This window comes from Noviherbaspirillum soli (assembly GCF_015352955.1).
Lineage (GTDB): Bacteria > Pseudomonadota > Gammaproteobacteria > Burkholderiales > Burkholderiaceae_D > Noviherbaspirillum_A > Noviherbaspirillum_A soli.
On sequence record NZ_JACYOX010000004.1, the window covers coordinates 1 to 18,468 of the forward strand.

An 18,468-nucleotide genomic window follows, 5' to 3' on the forward strand; every position below is an offset into this window, starting at 1 on the left:
GCCTGCATGCATTGCTCCGACGCGCCCTGCATGGCGGTGTGCCCGGTCGACTGCTTCTACCGCACCGACGAAGGCGTGGTGCTGCACGACAAGGACATCTGCATCGGCTGCGGCTACTGCTCGTATGCCTGCCCGTTCGGCGCGCCGCAGTTCCCGTCCAACGGCACTTTCGGCCTGCGCGGCAAGATGGACAAGTGCACCTTCTGCGCCGGCGGCCCGGAAGCTGATGGCTCGCATGCCGAGTTCGAGAAATACGGCCGCAACCGCCTGGCCGAAGGCAAGCTGCCGGCCTGCGCGGAAATGTGCTCGACCAAGGCGCTGCTGGGCGGCGACGGCGACGTGGTGGCGGACATCTTCCGCAATCGCGTGCTGCGCCGTGGCAAGGGCAGCGAAGTGTGGGGCTGGGGCACTGCCTACGGCCGTGCGCCGAACGCCAACGCTACCGCGCCGATGCCTGCGCCGGCCCCGGCGCCTGCCGCCACCAAGACCTCTGCCGGAGCCAAGTCATGATGCGGGTTGCCTTGATGCTGGCCGCAATGCTGGCGCTGTCGGCCTGCGGCGAGCGGGAACAGACGCTGGCCGCCAATCGCAACAAGTCGCCCGACCAGCCATGGCAGGGCGCCAAGAACGAATTTGTTGTGAAGAACTGGACCCCGAGCGACAAGGCGGGCTGGGAAACCCAGCTGCGCAACCGCGCGCAGACCCAGAACGAGTACAACAAGACCAATTGATGCCCTCTGTATCGGAGCAGCCATGAAAAAATGCTTAGCCAGCCTGGCGCTGGGTCTGTCGTTGCTGGCAACGACGGCCATCGCGCCCGCGCAGGACAAGACACCGGTGCCGCCGGGCGGCATCGTCGTCAGCACACCGCCGCAGTCGCCGCCCGGCATCACCTCCGCGCCCAGCCCCGGCTTTCCGGGCGTGGAATCGGCCGACATCCTGAAGCAGAACCAGGCCGAGCGCACCCAGGTGCAGCCTGGCAACGCCGCGCCGACCTGGCGCGTGGTCAAGGAAGGCACCACCAACTATTCCAGCCTGCCGGCGCTGGACGCGGGCGTGCTGATCCAGCCCAAGGCCCAGTTCCCGGGCCAGATGCGCGCCACCACCGCAGGCGAAGCCTGGCGCCAGTACCGCAACGGTCCATTGACCAAATTCGGCGGCTGGCTGCTGCTTGGGGCACTGATCCTGCTGGCCGCTGTCTATTTCATTGCGGGCAAGATCCGGATGAAGGCGCCGCTGACGGGCCGCCTGATCGAACGCTTCACCTCGTTCGAGCGCATCGTGCACTGGACCGTTGCGATCAGCTTCGTCACGCTCGCGGCGACTGGCATGATGATCCTGTTCGGCAAGTACGTGCTGATGCCCATCTTTGGCCACACGCTGTTTGGCTGGATCAACTATGCCGGCAAGAACATCCACAACTTCGTCGGCCCGCTGTTTGCCGGTTCGCTGGTGGTGATGTTCATCACGTATGTGAAGGACAACATACCGGGCCTGACCGACCTGCGCTGGCTGGCGCGGCTGGGCGGCGTGCTGGGCAAGGGCCATCCGCCGGCCGGCCGCTTCAACGGCGGCGAGAAGGTCTGGTTCTGGCTGGGCGTGGTGGTGCTGGGCCTGATCGTCAGCGCTTCGGGCTTCGTGCTTGACATGCTGGTGCCCGGCATCATCTACAGCCGTGGCAACATGCAGATCGCCAATGTGATTCACCTGGTGGCAGCGGTGCTGGTAACAGCCATGTCCCTGGGCCACATCTATCTGGGCACGATAGGCATGGAAGGCGCGTATGCGGCAATGCGCCATGGTTATGTGGACGACACCTGGGCCAAGGAACACCACGACCTCTGGTACGAGGACATCGAAAGCGGCAAGGTGCCGCGGGTGCGCACCCAGGAAGGCGCGAACCGCGTCGGCACGCCGGTCAAGGCGGTTTGAGGAGCAACGGATGAATAAATTACTGATCGCCCTGTTGGGCATGTCCCTGGCCGGCGCCGCAGTCGCCAAGCTGCCGCCACCGAGCCCGGAAGCCCAGGCCAAGGCGGATGAAGCCAAGCAGAAGACCGCCTGGTCGGACAAGGTGGCGGCTTACCAGCTGTGCCAGGCGCAGGACCGCGTGGCCGCGGCTTACCGCAAATCCAAGGGCGCGCAGACCAAGGAGCAGCCAGCCGCACCGGCTGCCAGCGCAGCGCCCACGATTCCGCCGTGCCAGGACCCTGGTCCGTATGTCGCCGCCGCGGCCAGTGCCAAGGTCGGCGTCGCCGATTCGCTGCCGGTGCCGGCCGCCGGCAAGCCGCCCGCGCCCGGCGAGGCGAAGAAGTAAGAAGGAAGCAGCCATCCGCATCGCCATGTCCAGCCGTCCCCAGCTCAGCAATGCCGCCGCCGCGCTCACCCATGAGGTCGAGGTGATGGACGAGCGCGGCCGCGTCTCCACCATCGCGATACCGGCCGAGCGGCCGCTGACGCTGTATGTCGACAAGCGCGAGCTGGTCACGCTGATGACCCTGGGCGGCGCGCCCGAGGCGCTGGTGCTGGGCTATCTGCGCAACCAGCGCCTGGTCAAGTCGCTGGAAGACATCGCGTCGGTGCAGGTCGACTGGAGCGTCGACGCCGTGGCGGTCAAGACCCGGCACGGCATCGCCAATGTCGAGGAGCGCACCTCGAAGCGCGTGGTCACCACCGGCTGCGGCCAGGGCTCGGTGTTCGGCGGCCTGATGGACGATGTCGATGCCATCACGCTCGATCCAAACGCGCGCCTGAAGCAGTCGGTGCTGTACCGCATCGTCGACACCATCCGCACCCAGCCCTCGATCTACAAGCAGGCCGGCTCGGTGCATGGCTGCGCGCTGTTCTCCGCCGAAGGCGAACTGATCCATTTCGTCGAGGACGTGGGCCGCCACAATGCGGTCGACGCCATTGCCGGCAAGATGTGGCTGGACGGCATGGAAGGCCACGACAAGGTGTTCTATACCACCGGGCGGCTGACTTCCGAAATGGTGATCAAGGGCGCGCAGATGGGCATTCCTTTCCTGCTGTCGCGCTCCGGCACCACGCAGATGGGCCACATGGTGGCCGAAAAGCTGGGAATGTCGCTGCTGGCGCGCTGCACCGGAAAGCACTTCCTGCTGCTGACCGGCAAGGAACGCCTGCAGTTCGAGCCGGGCCTGGCCGAGCAGACGCGTCGCGTTGCCTGAATGACGGCGGCAATCCGGCGGGCGGCTGCCGCCTCTCACACCACGCAATGCATTTGATCCAGGCTATTCAGGACGCCTTCGCACTGCTTGTTTCCGGCGATGCGAACCTCTGGCGCATCATCTGGATTTCCGTCAAGACCACGCTGCTCGCGCTGCTGATCGCTACCCCGTTGTCGGTCGTCTGCGGTTATGCGATCGCCTCCCACCGCTTTCTCGGCCGCCGCATACTGATCTGGCTGGCCCAGGTGTCGCTTTCCCTTCCCACCGTGCTGATTGGCCTGCTGCTGTATCTGCTGCTGTCGCGCCGCGGCCCGTTGGGCGAACTGGGCTGGCTGTTCTCGCAGACCGGCATCGTCGCCGGTCAGGTGCTGATCGCCTTGCCGGTGCTGATCGCCTTCACGCTGGCGGCGGTGCAGGCAGCCGATGTGCGCCTGGCCGAGACCGCGATCACGCTTGGCGCATCACGCTGGCGGGTGATGCTGACCGTATTGCATGAAGTGCGCTTCGGCGTGATGGCGGCCGTCATCACCGGCTTCGGCCGGGTGATTTCCGAGGTCGGCTGCGCGATGATGGTCGGCGGCAATATTGCCGGCGAGACCCGCACCATCACCACCGCAATCGCGCTGGAAACCAGCAAGGGCGAGTTTGCCCAGGGCATTGCGCTGGGCATCGTGCTGGTGTCGATTTCGCTGGTGATCAATGCCGGCCTGATGCTGCTGCAGGGCGACGCCCACGCGGCGCCGGCGGCGCGATGAGCAGCCTGCTGCAGATCGATGGCTTGCGCAAGCGCTTCGGGCAGCGCCTGCTGCTCGATATCGACCATCTGCAAATCGACGCTGGCGCCGCCTATGTGCTGACCGGGGCAAATGGCGCCGGCAAGAGCACGCTGCTGCGGGTGCTGTGCGGCCTGGAGCCGGCCGAAGTGGGCCGTCTTGTCTTCATGGGCGAATCCTTGCGGCTGTCACCCTATCCACGCGCAATGCGGGAGGCAATCGCCTATGTGCACCAGCACCCGGTGATGTTTTCCACCAGCGTTGCCGACAATATTGCCTATGGCCTGAAGGGGCGTGGCCTGTCGCGCGAGGACATCCGCAGCAGGGTGGACGAGGCGATCGCCTGGGCTGGCATCGACCATTTGCGCGGCAGCCCGCCGGCCACGCTGTCGGGCGGGGAAAAGCAGCGGGTGGCGCTGGCGCGCGCACGGGTGCTGCGCCCGAGGCTGCTGCTGCTGGACGAGCCCACCGCCAACCTGGATGGCGCCGCGCGCGAGGCGGTGATCGGGCTGATACCGACGCTGGTCCATGCCGGCAGCAGCGTGGTGATGGCCTGCCACGACCGCGACCTGATCAATCTGCCGGGCGTGCGCCGGATGAAGCTGCGCGAGGGGCGCATCGAGATCAAAAGCGCCTGATACCAATCCCAACCCATAACTTCCCATGAAACCGCGTCTTTTTCCGCCTCGCTGCGTTGGGATCGTCGTCAATAGCTGGGCTATTGACTCCTCCCCCGTCTTGCCAGACGAAAAAATCCATCGGTTTCATCTGGGACGTTATGGATCGGGATTGGCATGAGCCGACCGGACGATGCAGGACGCAGGGTTGAATCGGCGTTTGCGGATATACCCTGTGCGTTGGCCGCAGCTCGCTCGTGCATGAGGCGCATGCGCATGCCTTCCTGTCATGGCGCAACAAGCTGCTGGACTGGCAATGAGGCAGAAGGGCAGAAGGGCAGAAGGGCGTGAACCGGCAGGCCGCGTGCCGCGGCTGCCGTGCCTGAAGCAGGCATTGCCCTTGATATGCCGGTCAACGCCTGCGTTGTCCGGCAAGCTTCAGGGTGGCCTGCGCCAGGCAGTCATAGAGGCTGCCGTATCCCTGGTTCCATTCGCTCAGGGCGCGTGCCTGCCTTTCCACGGTCGCCACGTCGCCGCGCGCGATCGGGCCGGACAGCGCCGCCGCGGTGCCCGCCTCGAACACCTGGTCCACCGTCTTGCGCACCAGCGGTTCCATCAGCTTCATCGCCACCTCCGGCGGCACGCCGGCCTGGCCATAGGCCTGCAGCGCGACATCGATCACCGTGACCAGGTAATTGCTGGCGAATACCGCGGCCGCGTGATACACGGTCTTGGCGTCCGGGTCGATGGCGATGCAGTGGGCGCCCATGGCTTCGAATAGCGGCGTTACCACGGCCAGCGCCTGCGCGTCGCCTTCCATGCCGCACCAGGTGCCGGCAAAGGATGCGGCAACCTGTTCCGGCAGCGCAAAGCTGCGGACGGGATGGACGCTGGCGACCAGCGCGCCGCAGGCCAGCGCCGGCTGCAGCACCGAGGCGGGCAGGGCGCCGCTGCAATGGAACACCACCGTGCCGCCCAGGATGCGGCCGCTGTCGGCGAGCAGTTTGCAACAGGCGGCGATCTGGTCGTCAGGCGTGGCGATCAGGTAGATGTCGGCCTGCTGCAGGGCGGCATAGTCCTGCAGCGCGCGGCCGGCGCCGATGAATTCGCAGGCCGCCTGCGCGTTGCCCTTCGAGCGGCTCAGCACATCGAGCAGCAGCACGCGCTGCCCGCCATGCCACAGGCGCCCCAGCGTCCTGGCGACATGGCCGCTGCCGATGATGGAGAAGCTCGGTGGCATGTTCCTGCCCCCCTGCACTGGAAATTGGCCGGTCACTTGCGCCGGCGTCAGGCCAGTATGGTTTCCAGCGCTTCCTGCTGTTCCAGCCATGCCATCTCCAGTTGTTCCAGCGACTGCGCGCAGGCAGCCTGCTCGGCCAGCAGTGTCTTGAGCTCGTCCTTTTTGCCGGCCTCATAGATGGACGCGTCCGCCAGCCGGGCATCGAGTGCGGCTTTCTTCTCCGTCGCCGCGGCAATCTGCTGCTCCAGCTTCTTGATCCGGCTTTCGATCGGCTTCTTCAGGGCGGAAAGCCGCTGCCTGTCCTGCGCCTCGACCCGCTTCTGCTCACGCCGGTCGGTGGTTCCCGAAGCTTCCTTCTGGGCGCTGGCCTGGGCTTCCCGGTTGGCCAGCTTGGTCTTGAACAGCCAGTCGCGGTAATCGTCGAGATCGCCGTCGAAGGGCGTGAGCCGGCCGTCGGCCACGATCAGGAATTCGTCGGTGGTGGCGCGCAGCAGGTGGCGGTCGTGCGATACCAGCAGCAGCGTGCCCTCGAACTGCGCCAGCGCCTCGGTCAGGGCTTCGCGGGTTTCCAGGTCCAGATGGTTGGTCGGTTCGTCCAGCAGCAGCAGGTTGGGCCGCTGCCAGACGATCAGCGCCAGCGCCAGCCGCGCCTTCTCGCCGCCGGAGAACGGCGCGATCGGGCTGGTCACCATGTTGCCGGGAAAGTTGAAGCCGCCGAGGAAGTTGCGCAGTTCCTGCTCGCGCACGTCGGGCGCGATGCGCGCCAGGTGCCACAGCGGCGATTCGTCATGGCGCAGCATCTCCACCTGGTGCTGGGCGAAATAGCCGATCGCCAGGCCCTTGCCGAAGCGGGCGTCGCCGGCCAATGGCTGCAGTTCGGCGGCAATGGTCTTGATCAGGGTGGACTTGCCGGCGCCGTTGATGCCCAAAAGGCCAATGCGCTGGCCGGCCTGCATCGAAAAGGTGATGCCGCTGACGATGGTTTTTTCGGTGACGGCATGGGTGTCCGGATTTTCCACGCGGTAGCCGGCATTCACGTCTTCCATCACCAGGAGCGGGTTCGGCGCATTCTGCGGCTCGCGGAAGGTGAAGGAAAACTCGGCGGCGGCGCGCAGCGGCGCCAGTTCCTCCATCTTGGACAGCGCCTTCATCCGGCTCTGCGCCTGGCGCGCCTTGGTTGCCTTGGCCTTGAAGCGGTCGATGAAGGACTGCAGATGCGCCCGCTCGCGGGTCTGCTTCTCGATCATGCCTTGCGTCAGGATCAGCTGCGCGGCGCGCTGGCGCTCGAAGGCGGAGTAGTTGCCGGAATAGCGTTTCAGCTTGCGCTCGTCGATATGCACGATCACGTTGACCACGCCGTCGAGGAAGTCGCGGTCATGGGAGATCACCACCAGGGTGCCCGCATAGCGCTTCAACCAGTCTTCCAGCCAGATGATGGCGTCCAGGTCCAGGTGGTTGGTCGGCTCGTCCAGCAGCAGCAGGTCGGACGGGCACATCAGCGCCTGCGCCAGGTTCAGGCGCATGCGCCAGCCGCCGGAAAAGCTGGCCACCGGCTGGCCCATCTGTTCCTGGGTAAAGCCCAGGCCGGTCAGCAACTGCTCGGCGCGCGAGCGCACGGTGTAGGCGTCGGCATCGGCCAGCGCGGCATGCAGTTCGCCGATGCGATGGCCGTTGGCGGCGCCTTCCGGCTGGCTTTCCACGGCGGCCAGTTCGGCTTCCAGCCGGCGCAGGCCGGCGTCGCCATCGATCGCATAGTCGAGCGCGCTGCGGTCCAGCGCCGGTGTTTCCTGCGCCACGTAGGCCACGCGCCAGGTCATGGGGAAGCCGGCGTCGCCCTGGTCGGCATGCAGTTCGCCGCGCAGGAGGCCGAACAGGCTGGACTTGCCGGCGCCGTTGGCCCCCACCAGGCCGATCTTCTCGCCGGGGTTCAGGGTCAGGTCGGCATTCTCGAACAGGGCCTTGGTGCCCCGCATCAGGCTCACTTGCTGGAAACGGATCATGGTCGCCTGCCCGTTATTTCAGGATGCCCAGTTGCTCGGCGGTCAGCAGGAAGACCATGTCGTCGCCGGCGCTGGTGGACAGCCAGGTCAGTTCCAGGTCCGGGAAGGCGGCTTCGGCATGCTCCCGCTCGTTGCCGATCTCCACCACCAGGACGCCGCCCGGCGCAAGCCGCGAGCGGGCGCCGTCGACGATGCGGCGGACCAGGTCCATGCCGTCGTCGCCGCCGGCCAGCGCCATCTGCGGCTCGCGCTGGTACTCCGGCGGCAGCTTGGCCATCGAGCCGGCATTCACATAAGGCGGGTTGGTGACGATCAGGTCGTATTTGCGGGTATCGGGCAGTGCATCGTACAGGTCGGACCGAAGCAGCGTGATGCGGTCCTGCATCTGGTAGTCGGCGACGTTGCGCGCGGCGACTTCCAGGGCATCGGCCGACAGGTCGACCGCGTCCACATGCGCATCGGGGAAGGCGTCGGCCAGCAGCACTGCCAGGCAGCCCGAGCCGGTGCACAGTTCCAGCACGCTGGTGACTTCCTCCGGGTCGCTGACCCAGGGCGCGAACTGTTCCGGGATCAGTTCGGCGATGAAGGAGCGCGGCACGATGGTGCGCTCATCCACATAGAAGCGGTAGGCGCCGAGCCAGGCTTCACGGGTGATATAGGCGGCCGGCACCCGTTCCACCGCGCGCCGCTCGACCACCTTGAGAAGGGCGTCGACTTCCTCGGGCAGCAGGCGGGCGTCAAGGAAAGGGTCAAGCCGGTCCAGCGGCAGCTTCAGCGTGTGCAGCAGCAGGTAGGCGGCTTCGTCGAAGGCATTGCTGCTGCCGTGGCCGAAGAACAGGCCGGCGCCATTGAAGCGGGTGGTGGCGAAACGCAGGACGTCGCGCAGGGTGGCAAAGTAGGTGGAGGTCATGAGTGGATTTCCGGGGATGGGCAACGCCGGCGACGCGGCGTTGCCCGTGATGAAGGCAGGCGCTTAGCGCAGCAGGTTTTCGAGCGTGCGACGGTAGATGTTTTTCAGCGGATCGATATCGGACAGTGCGATATGTTCGTCGATCTTGTGGATGCTGGCATTGACCGGGCCGAACTCTACCACCTGCGGGCAGATCCGGGCGATGAAGCGGCCGTCGGACGTGCCGCCGCTGGTGGAAAGCTCGGTGGCGATGCCGGTTTCAGCCTGGATGGCGGCCGACAGCGCATCCGACAGCGTGCCGCGCGGGGTCAGGAAGGGCAGGCCGCCGACCGTCCATTTCAGGTCGTATTCCAGGCCATGGCGGTCGAGGAGGTCGCGCACCCGCTGCTGCAGGCCTTCTACGGTGCTGGCGGTGGAAAAGCGGAAATTGAAGTCGATCACCACCTCGCCCGGAATGATGTTGGAGGCGCCGGTGCCGCCGTGGATGTTGGATACCTGCCAGGAAGTCGGCAGGTAATACTCGTTGCCCGCGTCCCATTCGGTGGCGGCCAGTTCGGCCAGGGCCGGCGCAACCTGGTGGACCGGGTTGCGCGCCAGGTGCGGATAGGCGATATGGCCCTGTATGCCCTTGACCGTGAGCTTGCCCGACATGGTGCCGCGGCGGCCGTTCTTGATCATGTCGCCGAGGCGATCCACCGAGGTCGGTTCGCCGACGATGCAGCAGTCCAGCTGTTCGCCGCGCTGCTCGAGCATGTCGCAGACCACCACCGTGCCGTCGATGGCCGGGCCTTCCTCGTCGCTGGTGATCAGAAAGCCGATCGAGCCCTTGTGGTCGGGATGGGCTGCGGTGAATTCCTCCACCGCCACCACCATGGCCGCCAGCGAGGTCTTCATGTCGGCCGCGCCGCGGCCATACAGCTTGCCGTCGCGCACGGTGGGCTGGAACGGGTCGGACTGCCAGGCCGTCAGCGGCCCGGTCGGCACCACGTCGGTATGGCCGGCAAGCACCACCAGCGGCTGTGCCGTGCCGCGCCGCGCCCACAGGTTGGTGACCTCGCCGGACTGCACCGTCTCGCAGGCAAAGCCCAGCGGCGTGAGCAGCTCGGCCAGGCGGCGCTGGCAGCCGTTGTCGTCCGGCGTGACCGAGGACAGGGCGATCAGCTCTTCAGTGAGGGCGCGGGTGCGGCTGGAAAGGGTGGGGTCGTTGGCATTCATGGGCTGGCTGCGGGGCGGTAGTTGGGACGAAAGACCGGGATTCTAATACGGTTCGCGGTGGCGCGATATGGCCGGCGCCGCAGCGTCGCGGCGCGTAATGCGCCGCGGTTTGCTCAGCGCTGAAACAGGTCGCGGTACTGGCTCTCGCTATAGCCGCAACACGCCGCGCCATCCCGGACCAGCACCGGCCGCTTGATCAGCGAGGGCGTTTCCAGCATCAGTGCGATCGCATCGTCGGCGCTGCCGACCGCGTTGCGGCGCTCCTCCGGCAGTCCGCGCCAGCTGGTGCCGCGCCGGTTGAGCAGGGTTTCCCAGGGAATGTCGGCCAGCCAGGCTTCCAGCATCGGCCGGGTGACGCCGCTTTTCCTGAAGTCGTGGAAAACATGGTCGATACCGTTGTCTGCCAGCCAGCCGCGGGCTTTCTTGACGGTGTCGCAGTTGGAAATGCCGTAGAGGGTGATGGTCATGGTTGATGGATGCAGGTGCGGCGGGCCTGGGCGGCGAAATGCCGGCCCGCGTCAAATGTTCAGGGTGAATTCGGTGAAGGTCGGCTCGTCGTCATCCTTCCTGCTTTCCTCCACCTGTTCCTGCGCCTGGCCATTGTTGAGCAGCCAGTACAGGTTGCTGGAAGAATCCGCATGCGCCAGCGCTTCCTCCTCGGTGATCACGCCTTCCCTGATCATCGTCATCAGCGCCTGTTCGAAGGTCTGCGAGCCGGCCGACAGGCTCTTTTCCACCGCCTCGCGGATCTGGCCGATCTCGCCCTGTTCGATCAGCTCGGCCACATGGCGGGTGTTGAGCATGACTTCGACCGCGGCGCGGCGGCCGCCGTCGATGGCCGGCACCAGCCGCTGCGATACGATGGCGCGGATCGTGGCCGCCAGGTCGGGGTACAGCGACTGCCGCGACTCGACCGGGTAGAAGCTGATGATGCGGTTCAGCGCCTGGTAGCTGTTGTTGGCATGCAGCGTCGCCACCACCAGGTGGCCGGACTGGGCATAGGACAGGGCCGCGGTCATGGTGTCGCGGTCGCGGATCTCGCCGATCAGGATGCAGTCCGGCGCCTGCCGCAGCGCATTCTTCAGCGCAATGCCCAGGCTGTGGGCATCGGTGCCGATCTCGCGCTGGTTGACGATGGATCGCTTGGCGGAGAACAGGAATTCGATCGGGTCTTCCAGCGTCAGGATATGGCCGTTGGACATCGCATTGCGATGGTCCAGCATAGAGGCGATGGTGGTGGACTTGCCGGAGCCAGTGGCGCCAACCACCAGCAGCAGGCCACGCCGCGCCATGATCAGTTCCGGCAGCACCGCGGGCAGATGCAGTTCCGACAGCGCCGGTATCTGGTAGGGCACGAAGCGCAGCACCGCCGAGACCGAGCCGCGCTGCTGGAACGCGGACAGGCGCAGCCGGCCGATGCCGCTGGCCTGGATGCCGAGGTTGAGCTCATGCTCGCGCCGCAGCTCGTCGAGCCGGTCGGCCGGGACGACCTCGGAGAGCAGGGCCATGATGGAACCCTGGTCCATGCGCTGCTGGTTCACGGGGATCAGGTTGCCGTTGATCTTGACCTGGATCGGCGAGTTCACCGCCAGGAACAGGTCGGACGCGCCCTTGTCCTTCATCAGCTGGAACAGACGTTCCATCGCCATCGTCGGCTCCTGCTATCTGCTTGTTTGGAAAGAGGGAGATTGCGGCACGGGCCGCGCCGGGCCCGTGCGCCGGAGAGCTGTTAAGCCTCGCGCAGCAGTTCGTTGATGCCGGTCTTGGCGCGGGTCTTGGCGTCCACGCGCTTGACGATCACGGCGCAGTACAGGCTGTACTTGCCATCGGCGGAGGGCAGGTTGCCCGACACCACCACCGAGCCGGCCGGGATGCGGCCATAGCTGACTTCGCCGGTGGCGCGGTCGTAGATCTTGGTCGACTGGCCGATGTAGACGCCCATCGAGATCACCGAGTTTTCCTCGACGATCACGCCTTCGACGATTTCCGAGCGGGCGCCGATGAAGCAGTTGTCCTCGATGATGGTCGGGTTGGCCTGCATCGGTTCGAGCACGCCGCCGATGCCGACGCCGCCCGACAGGTGGACGTTCTTGCCGATCTGGGCGCAGGAGCCGACGGTGGCCCAGGTGTCGACCATGGTGCCTTCATCGACATAGGCGCCGATGTTGACGTAGGAAGGCATCAGCACCACGTTCCTGGCGATGAAGCTGCCGCGGCGCGCGACGGCCGGCGGCACCACGCGGAAGCCGCCGCGGGCGAAGTCTTCGGCGCTGTAGTTCTCGAATTTGCTGGGCACCTTGTCGTAGAACTGCAGGCTGCCGGATGGCATCACGACGTTGTCTTCCAGGCGGAACGACAGCAGCACCGCTTTCTTGATCCACTGGTTCACGGTCCAGCTGCCGCCGGCTTTCTCGGCCACCCGCAAGGTGCCGGCATCGAGCTGCTCCAGCACATGGGCGACGGCGTCGCGGACTTCGGCCGGCGCCGACTTGGAGGAAATGTTGGCACGGTCTTCCCATGCCTGATCGATGAGTTGCTGCAGCTGTTGGGTCATCTTGTTTGCTTGGTGAGTTGAGGTTTGCGATTGCGGCGCTCAGCGGCTGGCGAGCTTGCCGGTGAATTCGACGATGCGGTGCGCGGCTTCGAGGCATTCGTCCACCTCTGCCACCAGCGCCATGCGGATGCGGTTCTTTCCGGGATTGATGCCGTGCGCCTCGCGGGCCAGATAGCTGCCCGGAAGGACCGTCACATTATATTCGGCATAAAGACGTTTCGCATAATCAACATCCGAAATCTGCGTCAGCTTATCGACCTTCGCCCACAGGTAAAAGCCGGCATCCGGCAGCTCCACGTCCAGCACCTGCTTGAGCAGCGGCGTGACCTGCTCGAACTTGGCGACGTACTTGGCGCGGTTCTCCTCGACATGGGCCTCGTCGTTCCAGGCGGCGATCGAGGCGGCCTGCACCGGCGGGCTCATCGCGCCGCCGCAGTAGGTGCGGTAGAGCAGGAAGCGCTTGAGCACCGCGGCGTCGCCGGCGACGAAGCCGGAACGCATGCCGGGGACGTTGGAACGCTTGGACAGGCTGGAAAAGGTGATCAGGCGTTCAAAGCCGGTACGGCCCAGCTTGTGCGCGGCTTCCAGGCTGCCCAGCGGCGCTTCCGACTTGAAATAGATCTCGGAATAGCACTCGTCGGCGGCAATGATGAAGCCGTAGCGGTCGGACAGGTCGAACAGTTCCTTCCAGTCTGCCAGCGACAGCACCGCGCCGGTGGGATTGCCGGGCGAGCAGATATAGAGCAGTTGCACCCGTTTCCAGGCCTCTTCCGGCACGCTGGAAAAGTCGGGCGCGAAGTTGCGCGCCGGGTCGGAATTGACGAACCATGGCGTGGCGCCGGCCAGCAGCGCCGCGCCCTCGTAGATCTGGTAAAACGGATTGGGGCAGATCACCAGCGCGTCGGCGCGCGGGTCGATCACGGCCTGGGCCAGCGCGAACAGCGCCTCCCGCGAACCATTGACCGGCAGCACCTGGCTTGCCGCATCGACCGCCGGCAAGCCGTAGCGCCGCTCCAGCCAGCCGGCGATGGCCTGGCGCAGCGGATCGCCGCCGGGCGTGCTGGGGTAGACCGCCAGGCCGCCCAGGTTGTCGGCCAGCGCCTGCCGGATGAAGTCCGGCGTCGGATGCTTGGGTTCGCCTATCCCGAGGCTGATGGCGCGCCGCGCCGCGTCCGGCTGGCTGTCGGCCAGCAGGCGACGCAGTTTCTCGAAGGGATAGGGCTGGAGCTTGTCAAGGAGTGGATTCACGAATGCCGGCCAGAAAAGCAAATGAAGGCGGCATTATAGTTTGTCGGTTGGCTCCACGCTGCCGAGAATTTTCTGCAGCTTTTCGGTGAAGTCATTGCTGAACTTGGCCACGGCTTCCTCTCTTTCCGCCTTCACCTTGGCCCACGCTTCCGGACCCAGTTCGGCTTCGCTCTGCTTTTCAAGTTCATCGCTGTACTGCAGCAGCCTATTGAGCACGTCGACAATTTTCTCGACCTGGCCTTCTGCTATGGGAATCCCCGATTCCTTGAGCATCTCCTTGATGGGCAACACGTCTTTCGGATCGATCTGCATATTTCCTCGCTCGGTGAGTGGATTGTCGAAGAGACGTCAACTACGTGGGGCTGGATCCTCTTCAGTTCCGCGCTGGCTTGTCGCCGCGTCCGTCACGGCCGAAAACGGGGAATCGGTTCGTCTGCCTGGACGCGGAGCTGCCGGCGCCCGGTGGTATCATCCCGTGCCTGAAGGCTGGCGCCGCCCGCGCCGGCCATCACCCACCGGGCAAGCTTTCCCGTGTATGCAATTCGGTCTGGAAGAATCAAAAAGTGCGCTTAACCTCGATTAAATTATCCGGCTTCAAATCCTTCGTCGATCCCACCAATTTCCAGGTCCCCGGCCAGCTGGTGGGCGTGGTCGGCCCCAACGGTTGCGGCAAGTCCAACATCATCGACGCGGTGCGCTGGGTGCTGGGCGAGTCCAAGGCATCGGAGCTGCGCGGCGAGTCGATGCAGGACGTGATCTTCAACGGCAGCACCAACCGCAAGCCGGCCGGACGGGCGTCGGTCGAACTGGTGTTCGACAATGCCGATGCCAGGGCGGCGGGGCAGTGGGGCCAGTATGCGGAGATTGCGGTCAAGCGCACCCTGACCCGGGACGGCACCTCCAGCTATTACATCAACAACCAGCCGGTGCGCCGGCGCGACATCCAGGATATTTTCCTCGGCACCGGCCTCGGCCCGCGCGCTTACGCCATCATCGGCCAGGGCATGATCTCCCGCATCATCGAAGCCCGGCCGGAAGACCTGCGGATTTTTCTGGAAGAGGCGGCCGGGGTATCGAAATACAAGGAACGCCGCCGGGAGACGGAAAACCGGCTGCATGACACCCGCGAGAACCTGACCCGCGTCGACGACATCCTGCGTGAGCTCAATGCCAACCTGGACAAGCTGCAGGCGCAGGCGGTGGTGGCGCGCAAGTTCCACGAGATGCAGGCCGACCAGTCGCAGAAGCAGAAGCTGTTGTGGCTGCTGCGCCGCAATGAGGCCAGGGCCGAGCAGGAAAAGCATTTCCGCGAGATCGAACTGGGGCAGCTGGAACTGGAGCAGCAGACCGCCAGGCTGCGCCATGTGGAAGCCGAACTGGAGCAGATGCGGCAGGGGCACTATGCCGCCGGCGACCGGATGCACCAGGCCCAGGGCCACCTGTACCAGACCAATTCCGAGATTGGCGGGCTGGAAGCGCAGATCCGCTTCGTGATCGAGTCGCGCGGCCGGCTGCAATCGCAGCTGACGTCGCTCGCCACCCAGCGCGAGCAGTGGCAGCGCCAGCATGACCAGCAGATGGAAGACCTGGCCGAAGCCGACATCGGGCTGGAGGAACACGCAGCCCGTGTCGAGCAGGCCGAGCTGTCGGCCGAGCAGCAGAATGCGCTGCTGCCCGAACTGGAGCAGGCCTGGCGCGACGCCCAGGCGAAGAGCGCCGAGTCGCGCACCCGCATCCTGCAGGCGCAGCAGCGCATCGAACTGGAAGCGGCGCAGCAGCGCAATGCGTCCCAGATATTGAACAGCCTGGCGGCCCGGCGCGAACGGCTGGCGCAGGAAAAACAGGGGCTGCATCAACCAGACGGCGCCCACCTGGAAAACCTGCGCGCGCAGCTGGAGGAAAAGCAGGCGCAGCTGGAAGAGGCGCGCCTGCTGCAGGAACAGGCGCAGGAACAGCAGCCGGCGCTGGAGCAGGCGCGGCGCGAGGCGCAGGCCCGGGTCAACGCGGAAAACGCGGCCAATGCCCAGCTCGAAGCCAGGCTGAACGCGCTGCGGCAATTGCAGGAGCGGGTGCAGTCGCAGGGCAAGGTGCAGCCCTGGCTGAAGAAGCATGGCCTGGATACGCTGCCGCGGCTGTGGCAGAAGCTGCAGATCGAGCAGGGCTGGGAAACCGCGCTGGAGTCAGTGCTGCGCGAGCGGGCGTCGGCGCTGGAAGTGTCCAAGCTCGACTGGGCGCAGGGCTTCCTTGCCGATCCGCCGCCGGGAAAAATGGCGCTCTACGCCGCCGACGCGGTGCAAAGCCGTGCCGACAGCGTTGCCGGCCTGAAAAGCGCGATGAGCCTGCTGCATGTGAACGATCCCGGCCTGCGCGCGCTGATGCAGGACTGGCTGCACCAGGTCTATGTCGCCGACGACGCGGCCAGCGCCTTTGCCGGCCGCGACAGGCTGCCGGCCGGCGCGGTGTTGCTGACCCGCGAAGGCCACCTGGTCGGCCGTTCCAGCGTGCGTTTCTATGCGGCCGATGCCGAGCAGGACGGCATGCTGGCGCGCCAGCAGGACATCGAGAATATCGTGCGCCAGTTGCGGGCGCAGCAGATGCTGGCCGAGGAGGCGCGCGCAGCGGCAGCCGGTGCCGAAACGGCCCTGGCGCAGGCGACCCAGCGGCTGCAGGAGTTGCGGCAGCGGGTCAATGCGCTGACGCAGGGCGCCCATGCGCTGCAGATCGATTTGATGAAGCAGACCGAAGTGCAGACCCGCTACGACCAGCGCCATGCGCAGATTGTCGGCGACCTGTCGGAAATCGCGGCCCAGGAAGCCGAGCAGCAGGAAGCCAGCGCCGAATCCGAGGCGCGGCTGGAGCAGCTCGATATCGAACTGGCCGAGCTGCAGGAACTGCACGAGGAAGGCCAGAACGACTACATCGGCCGCGAACAGCGGCTCAGCGAGGCGCGCGCCCGGCTGCGCGAGCTTGAGCGGGCCGCGCAGGAAGCCCAGTTCGCCGAAAAAACCCATCGCAACCGGATCGAGGAACTGCGGCGCGGCATTGCCACCGCGGCGGAACAGGTGGTCCAGCTCAATGCCAGCATGCAGGCCGGCCAGAGCGAACTCGCCGGGCTCGACGACCAGACCGCGCAGGACGGGTTGCAGGACCTGCTGGAGCGGCGCAGCCAGCAGGAGCGCGCGCTGGCCGACGCCCGCCACGAGCTCGACCAGCTGACCCAGAAACTGCGCCACCTGGAAGAGGCGCGGATGCAGATCGAGCGCAGCCTGCAGCCGCAGCGCGAACGCATCATGGAACTGCAGCTGAAGGAACAGGCGGCGCGCCTGAACCAGGAACAGTATGCGCAGCACCTGGCCGAAGCCGGCGCCGACGAGGCGGCCCTGGCCGCGCTGCTGGACGGCGATGTCAGGCCGTCCTGGCTGCAGGGCGAGGTGACGCGCCTGACCAATGCGATCGCCGCGCTCGGTCCGGTCAACCTGGCAGCGCTGGACGAACTGGCGCAGGCGTCCGAGCGCAAGCAGTTCCTGGACGCCCAGACCGCTGACCTGGCCGAGGCCATCGCCACGCTGGAAGACGCGATCCACAAGATCGACAAGGAAACACGCGACCTGCTGCAGGACACCTTCGACAAGGTCAATCATCACTTCGGCGAGCTGTTCCCGGTGCTGTTTGGCGGCGGCAATGCGCGCCTGATCATGACGGGGGAGGAAATCCTGGATGCCGGCGTGCAGGTGATGGCGCAGCCGCCGGGCAAGAAGAATGCGACGATCCACCTGCTGTCAGGCGGGGAGAAGGCGCTGACGGCGACGGCGCTGGTGTTCTCGATGTTTCAGCTCAATCCGGCGCCGTTCTGCCTGCTCGACGAGGTCGATGCGCCGCTGGACGATGCCAACACCGAGCGCTTCTGCAAGATGGTGCAGCGCATGTCGTCACAGACCCAGTTCCTGTTCATCTCGCACAACCGGATCGCCATGGAAATGGCGCAGCAGCTGATCGGCGTGACCATGCAGGAGCAGGGCGTGTCGCGCATCGTCGCGGTGGACATGGAAGCCGCCGCGGGCTTCGCGACCGAAGCGCGGGCGGCGTGACGTGCGGGTTGGGTGCCGGCCTCAGTGCATGCCCAGCCACTGGGAGCGGGCAAGGGCGGCTTTCTTCTGGAAGTAGGCGGCATTCTGCTGGGCTTCGCGCATGCGGTCCTGCTCCACGTCGGCGCAGATGAGGTAATGCGACTCGGCCCGCTTCCACCACCAGCGTCGCACCATGGCCTTGATCGGGTTGAGCGGCAACATGGTCAGCTCGTGTAATTTCAGCGATTTGACATCAGACATGACTTCCTCTCTGGATTGGCGTGGCGGTTGTCCGGGTTTTTCTTTTAGGCAAAGGGCGCGGGCCAGTTGCCAGGAATTCATTCTATGGTCAAAAAGACAAATTGTATTGATTGGTGTCAACGTTTTCCCCGGCTGAAGCGAACGGGAAATTTCTCATTGGAAATGCAATCCGCGGTGAAAAGGCGCCCCTGCGTCGGCTTGACAACTTGACATACGAACACTTACCCTAGCGCGGTTGACGCCCCGGCCGCGCTCAAGCGGCTTATCCCTGCTACGAAAGCGTGGAAAACGCTACAGCCCGTCGACTTTCTGGAACCAATAATGACCCGATCCGTATCCCCCGCGTGGGCCAGCAACCGAGACCGCACGGCGCAGGCCCAGGCCGGCGTTTCGCA

The 18,468-nt window shown here is 65.7% G+C and carries 18 protein-coding genes; 8 read left to right on the top strand and 10 right to left on the bottom strand.

Translation table 11 applies throughout. From position 1 onward, the window contains the following. The 7 genes from IGW04_RS05495 to IGW04_RS05525 all read left to right on the top strand — a co-directional run. Positions 1-510, top strand: a 510-nt coding sequence (locus IGW04_RS05495) for a 4Fe-4S dicluster domain-containing protein (RefSeq protein ID WP_194712049.1), incomplete at its 5' end; no start/stop codon positions are given. Continuing rightward, a complete protein-coding gene (locus tag IGW04_RS05500) occupies positions 507-731 on the top strand; it encodes a hypothetical protein (RefSeq protein ID WP_194712050.1) in 225 nt (74 codons plus the stop codon). The genes IGW04_RS05495 and IGW04_RS05500, both read left to right, overlap by 4 nt. 22 nt (positions 732-753) lie before the next feature. Further along, a complete protein-coding gene (locus IGW04_RS05505; protein ID WP_194712051.1) occupies positions 754-1,932 on the top strand; it encodes a formate dehydrogenase subunit gamma in 1,179 nt (392 codons plus the stop codon). Between the two features lie 10 nt (positions 1,933-1,942). Then, the gene (locus tag IGW04_RS05510) at positions 1,943-2,317 is read left to right on the top strand and encodes a hypothetical protein (protein ID WP_194712052.1); all 375 of its coding nucleotides are present in this window, start codon (positions 1,943-1,945) and stop codon (positions 2,315-2,317) included. Between the two features lie 25 nt (positions 2,318-2,342). Further along, complete coding sequence (locus tag IGW04_RS05515; RefSeq protein ID WP_194712053.1) at positions 2,343-3,188, top strand: formate dehydrogenase accessory sulfurtransferase FdhD; 846 nt, start codon at positions 2,343-2,345, stop codon at positions 3,186-3,188. Positions 3,189-3,235: 47 nt separating this feature from the next. Then, positions 3,236-3,943 (top strand): ABC transporter permease, encoded by a 708-nt coding sequence (locus IGW04_RS05520; RefSeq protein WP_194712054.1) that lies wholly within the window; start codon positions 3,236-3,238, stop codon positions 3,941-3,943. Then, positions 3,940-4,599, top strand: coding sequence for an energy-coupling factor ABC transporter ATP-binding protein (locus tag IGW04_RS05525; protein ID WP_194712055.1), 660 nt, complete (start codon positions 3,940-3,942; stop codon positions 4,597-4,599). The genes IGW04_RS05520 and IGW04_RS05525 overlap by 4 nt, the downstream gene beginning before the upstream one ends. A gap of 391 nt (positions 4,600-4,990) precedes the next feature. Here IGW04_RS05525 and IGW04_RS05530 read toward each other — a convergent pair whose 3' ends face one another. From IGW04_RS05530 to IGW04_RS05570, 9 genes are all read right to left on the bottom strand, one after another. Further along, the gene (locus IGW04_RS05530) at positions 4,991-5,818 is read right to left on the bottom strand and encodes a Rossmann-like and DUF2520 domain-containing protein (RefSeq protein ID WP_194712056.1); all 828 of its coding nucleotides are present in this window, start codon (positions 5,816-5,818) and stop codon (positions 4,991-4,993) included. 47 nt (positions 5,819-5,865) lie between these two features. Then, on the bottom strand, positions 5,866-7,818 hold the full coding sequence (locus IGW04_RS05535) for an ATP-binding cassette domain-containing protein (protein ID WP_194712057.1): 1,953 nt from the start codon (positions 7,816-7,818) through the stop codon (positions 5,866-5,868). 13 nt (positions 7,819-7,831) lie between these two features. Next, positions 7,832-8,728 carry a 50S ribosomal protein L3 N(5)-glutamine methyltransferase gene (prmB, locus tag IGW04_RS05540; RefSeq protein WP_194712058.1) on the bottom strand — a complete coding sequence of 299 codons (897 nt, stop codon included), beginning with the start codon at positions 8,726-8,728 and terminating at the stop codon, positions 7,832-7,834. Between the two features lie 63 nt (positions 8,729-8,791). Beyond that, the gene (gene dapE / locus IGW04_RS05545; RefSeq protein ID WP_194712059.1) at positions 8,792-9,943 is read right to left on the bottom strand and encodes a succinyl-diaminopimelate desuccinylase; all 1,152 of its coding nucleotides are present in this window, start codon (positions 9,941-9,943) and stop codon (positions 8,792-8,794) included. Between the two features lie 113 nt (positions 9,944-10,056). Further along, the gene (locus IGW04_RS05550; protein ID WP_194712060.1) at positions 10,057-10,410 is read right to left on the bottom strand and encodes an ArsC family reductase; all 354 of its coding nucleotides are present in this window, start codon (positions 10,408-10,410) and stop codon (positions 10,057-10,059) included. Positions 10,411-10,461: 51 nt separating this feature from the next. Then, entirely contained in the window at positions 10,462-11,592 is a 1,131-nt protein-coding gene (locus IGW04_RS05555; RefSeq protein WP_194712061.1) for a PilT/PilU family type 4a pilus ATPase, read from the bottom strand. An 80-nt stretch (positions 11,593-11,672) separates the two neighbouring features. Further along, entirely contained in the window at positions 11,673-12,497 is an 825-nt protein-coding gene (dapD, locus tag IGW04_RS05560; RefSeq protein WP_194712062.1) for a 2,3,4,5-tetrahydropyridine-2,6-dicarboxylate N-succinyltransferase, read from the bottom strand. 39 nt (positions 12,498-12,536) lie between these two features. Beyond that, complete coding sequence (gene dapC, locus IGW04_RS05565; RefSeq protein ID WP_194712063.1) at positions 12,537-13,745, bottom strand: succinyldiaminopimelate transaminase; 1,209 nt, start codon at positions 13,743-13,745, stop codon at positions 12,537-12,539. A gap of 33 nt (positions 13,746-13,778) precedes the next feature. Further along, positions 13,779-14,057: a hypothetical protein gene (locus tag IGW04_RS05570; RefSeq protein WP_194712064.1), complete on the bottom strand. Its 279-nt coding sequence runs from the start codon at positions 14,055-14,057 to the stop codon at positions 13,779-13,781. A gap of 251 nt (positions 14,058-14,308) precedes the next feature. Here IGW04_RS05570 and smc point away from each other — a divergent pair, with 251 nt between their 5' ends. Further along, positions 14,309-17,833: a chromosome segregation protein SMC gene (gene smc / locus IGW04_RS05575; protein WP_194712065.1), complete on the top strand. Its 3,525-nt coding sequence runs from the start codon at positions 14,309-14,311 to the stop codon at positions 17,831-17,833. A 21-nt stretch (positions 17,834-17,854) separates the two neighbouring features. Here the strand turns inward: smc and IGW04_RS05580 are convergent, their stop codons facing one another. After that, positions 17,855-18,073, bottom strand: a complete 219-nt coding sequence (locus tag IGW04_RS05580; protein WP_194712066.1) for a hypothetical protein — start codon at positions 18,071-18,073, stop codon at positions 17,855-17,857. Positions 18,074-18,468: the final 395 nt, after the last annotated feature.

What these genes read in the sequence shown, in the direction of transcription:
- dapD (WP_194712062.1), bottom strand. Translation starts at nt 12,497, where the DNA reads ATGACCCAACAGCTGCAGCAACTCATCGATCAGGCATGGGAAGACCGT.
- IGW04_RS05500 (WP_194712050.1), top strand. Translation starts at nt 507, where the DNA reads ATGATGCGGGTTGCCTTGATGCTGGCCGCAATGCTGGCGCTGTCGGCC.
- IGW04_RS05580 (WP_194712066.1), bottom strand. Translation starts at nt 18,073, where the DNA reads ATGTCTGATGTCAAATCGCTGAAATTACACGAGCTGACCATGTTGCCG.
- IGW04_RS05525 (WP_194712055.1), top strand. Translation starts at nt 3,940, where the DNA reads ATGAGCAGCCTGCTGCAGATCGATGGCTTGCGCAAGCGCTTCGGGCAG.
- IGW04_RS05520 (WP_194712054.1), top strand. Translation starts at nt 3,236, where the DNA reads ATGCATTTGATCCAGGCTATTCAGGACGCCTTCGCACTGCTTGTTTCC.
- prmB (WP_194712058.1), bottom strand. Translation starts at nt 8,728, where the DNA reads ATGACCTCCACCTACTTTGCCACCCTGCGCGACGTCCTGCGTTTCGCC.
- dapE (WP_194712059.1), bottom strand. Translation starts at nt 9,943, where the DNA reads ATGAATGCCAACGACCCCACCCTTTCCAGCCGCACCCGCGCCCTCACT.
- IGW04_RS05505 (WP_194712051.1), top strand. Translation starts at nt 754, where the DNA reads ATGAAAAAATGCTTAGCCAGCCTGGCGCTGGGTCTGTCGTTGCTGGCA.
- IGW04_RS05555 (WP_194712061.1), bottom strand. Translation starts at nt 11,592, where the DNA reads ATGGCGATGGAACGTCTGTTCCAGCTGATGAAGGACAAGGGCGCGTCC.
- IGW04_RS05570 (WP_194712064.1), bottom strand. Translation starts at nt 14,057, where the DNA reads ATGCAGATCGATCCGAAAGACGTGTTGCCCATCAAGGAGATGCTCAAG.
- IGW04_RS05550 (WP_194712060.1), bottom strand. Translation starts at nt 10,410, where the DNA reads ATGACCATCACCCTCTACGGCATTTCCAACTGCGACACCGTCAAGAAA.
- IGW04_RS05515 (WP_194712053.1), top strand. Translation starts at nt 2,343, where the DNA reads ATGTCCAGCCGTCCCCAGCTCAGCAATGCCGCCGCCGCGCTCACCCAT.
- IGW04_RS05535 (WP_194712057.1), bottom strand. Translation starts at nt 7,818, where the DNA reads ATGATCCGTTTCCAGCAAGTGAGCCTGATGCGGGGCACCAAGGCCCTG.
- IGW04_RS05510 (WP_194712052.1), top strand. Translation starts at nt 1,943, where the DNA reads ATGAATAAATTACTGATCGCCCTGTTGGGCATGTCCCTGGCCGGCGCC.
- IGW04_RS05530 (WP_194712056.1), bottom strand. Translation starts at nt 5,818, where the DNA reads ATGCCACCGAGCTTCTCCATCATCGGCAGCGGCCATGTCGCCAGGACG.